Genomic DNA, 2,612 nt, shown 5'->3' on the forward strand with positions numbered 1-2,612 from the left:
GGCTGACGCCGCTCCTACAGAAGGGTTTATCTGTAATGCCTCTGCCGAGCGTGGCTCGGCACTACAAAAGACGAGGGCGCCATCGGCGCCCTCGTCTGCATTCCTTCAATCCGTTGTGCTTACAACCGCACCAGCAGGTGCTTGGCCATGGCGCCGTGCAGCTTGCCGATGCCACGTGCCAGATGCAGCGTGCCGAACAGCAGCAGCACGCCTACACCTAGCGACACCGGCCACAACCAGAACGGGTTGCCGATATTGACGCCGTCGATCCAGATCCCCATCGGCATGTTGGAGAACAACGAAACCAGCGGTGCGAATACCAGCGCCAAGGAGGTCGACAGCAAGGTCGTCGCCACCGTGAAGTACAGCGTGCCCAGTGGCAACATCAGCACGAAGTACAGCATCGTCAACCAAGTGCGGCCGTCCGAGAACATCGCACCGATGCGCTGCAGCCAACCCTGGCTGCGATCGGTATAGGTCGGGCGGCGCGGCATGCGCACGCCCAGCATGGTCTCGATGATGCGGCCTTCAACCAGCGACAACACCCGCACCGAGCCCAGGAACAGCAGCAGGACCGGAATACCGATGATCACGATCAGCAGCGATAGCGACAGCGACAAACCGGTGACCACCCAGGTGAAGAAGAAGATGCCGGTGGCCAACGACAACAGCATGTAGAACAGCGCGCCATACGTGTGCGGGTCCATCGCAACACCGAAGAAACGCGCCAGCAAGGAGCGCGGAGCAGGCTCGCGGACCGCCGCCGCGACACCTGGCTCGGCTGGCGATGCAGCGGACTCCGCTGCCACCGCTGCAACAACCGGTGCCACCCGTGCCGGCGGCCGCGGTGTCCGCAGTGCGCGATTCACCGTCACTTCGGTTTCGCGGTAGATCTCCGCAACCTCTTCAGGCGCGCCGTAACTGCCAGCGACACCGGCAATCACCTCGGCCTCGCTCTTGCCCGGCTGTTCGGCCAGCTCCGAGCGCAGGTATTCCTCGGCGTCATACAGCGCGTCCTGGATCATCGCCAGGTCAGCGCCGCTCAATGCGGCACGCAGCTGGTCCAGGTATTCGGGAATCGTCGTCGGCAGCGGCCGTGCGTTGAATTCACTAGTCATCAGTTGACTCCTTCCAGTACCGACTCGACCGAGTCGCGGGTGGCATTCCAGGCAGCGATCCATTGCCGCAGGGCGGCACGACCGTCGTTGTTGATGCGGTAATAGCGCCGCGGCGGTCCGGCCACCGACGGCTCCACATGGCTTTCCAGCAGGCCAGCGCCTTCCAGGTTGCGCAGCACCGGGTACAAGGCGCTCTGCTTGCCGCTCAGCACGCCATCCCCAACCCGCTCCAGCTCCTTGGCAATCAGATAGCCGTAGAGCGGCTCCGGCGCCTTGGCCAGCACCGCCAGCAAGGCCAGCGACACCGTGCCTGTGCTCAATTCCTTCTGGAACTTGCGCAGATATGCATCCAATTCAGTCATGGCCCTCACTCCTGCCGACTAACGTTAGGTAGATACTAGTGTTTAGTTCGCTATAGTGAATATGCCGGTAGTCACCCCCACCTCGGTCATGAGGCTGGCGGGCGGCACGGGCAATCGCGCAGAATCGGGCCACACCCAACTGGAATGCGCCCGATGACGCTACGTCCCTGCCTGCTTGCGCTGGCTCTGTCGCTGTCCCCGCTGCCGCTGCTGGCGGCCGACGCCCCCGCCAAGTACCGCAGCGCGCAGGAAATCATCGATGCGGCGCCGGCCAACGACTGGCACACCCCGGCAGCGGAGAACACGCTGTACATGGATCTGGAGGGCGGCCGCGTCATCATCGAGCTTGCCCCGCAATTCGCCCCCGAGCACGCCGGCAACATCCGCACCATGGCCAGGGAGCACTTCTGGGACGGGCTGAGCATCTACCGCTCGCAGGACAACTTCGTGGTCCAGTTTGGCGACGCCGATGCCGACGATGCGGCCAAGGCCAAGTCGATGGGCAGCGCCAAGAGCCACCTGCCAGCGGAGTTCCTACGCCCGCTGGAAGGCCTGGCCCTCACCGCCCTGCCCGACCGCGACGGCTGGGCGGCCAGGACCGGCTTCGTCGGCGACTTTGCGGTCGGCAGCGATGGCAAGAATGCCTGGCTGGCGCATTGCTACGGGGCGCTCGGTGCTGGCCGCAACAACGACGAAGACAGCAGCATCGGTGCGGAACTTTATGTGGTCACCGGCCAATCACCGCGCCAGCTGGACCGCAACATCACCCTGGTGGGCCGCGTGCTCAAGGGCATGGAACTGCTCAGCTCGATCAAACGCGGCCCGGACCCGATGGGCTTCTACGAAGACCCCGCGCAGCGCACGCAGATCAAGGCGATCACCCTGGCCAGCGAACTGCCCGAGGCTCAACGGGTGAACCTGCAGGTACTGCGCACCGACTCGAAGACCTTCGCCGATGCGGTGGAAGCGCGACGTAATCGCGTGGACGGTTTCTACAAGCGCGCCGCCGGCCATATCGACCTGTGCAACATCCCGTTGCCGGTGCGCATCCGGTAAAAGAGCGAACCATGTAGTGCCGAGCCATGCTCGGCAGGGGCCTTCCCGGTAAATCCCCTGCCGAGCATGGCTCGGC

Annotated in this window: 3 protein-coding genes; 1 reads left to right on the forward strand and 2 read right to left on the reverse strand. The window is 64.2% G+C overall.

Features of this window, described 5'->3' with window-relative positions; all coding sequences use genetic code 11:
- Positions 1-119: 119 nt before the first annotated feature.
- Positions 120-1,118 carry a sensor domain-containing protein gene (locus QMX78_RS21100; RefSeq protein ID WP_282273356.1) on the reverse strand — a complete coding sequence of 333 codons (999 nt, stop codon included), beginning with the start codon at positions 1,116-1,118 and terminating at the stop codon, positions 120-122.
- On the reverse strand, positions 1,118-1,480 hold the full coding sequence (locus tag QMX78_RS21105; protein WP_282273357.1) for a PadR family transcriptional regulator: 363 nt from the start codon (positions 1,478-1,480) through the stop codon (positions 1,118-1,120). Before QMX78_RS21105 ends, QMX78_RS21100 begins: the two co-directional genes overlap by 1 nt.
- 153 nt (positions 1,481-1,633) lie before the next feature.
- Here QMX78_RS21105 and QMX78_RS21110 point away from each other — a divergent pair, with 153 nt between their 5' ends.
- Positions 1,634-2,536, forward strand: a complete 903-nt coding sequence (locus QMX78_RS21110; protein WP_282273359.1) for a peptidylprolyl isomerase — start codon at positions 1,634-1,636, stop codon at positions 2,534-2,536.
- Positions 2,537-2,612: the final 76 nt, after the last annotated feature.

The organism is Stenotrophomonas sp. PS02298 (assembly GCF_029959445.1).
Taxonomy (GTDB): Bacteria; Pseudomonadota; Gammaproteobacteria; order Xanthomonadales; family Xanthomonadaceae; genus Stenotrophomonas.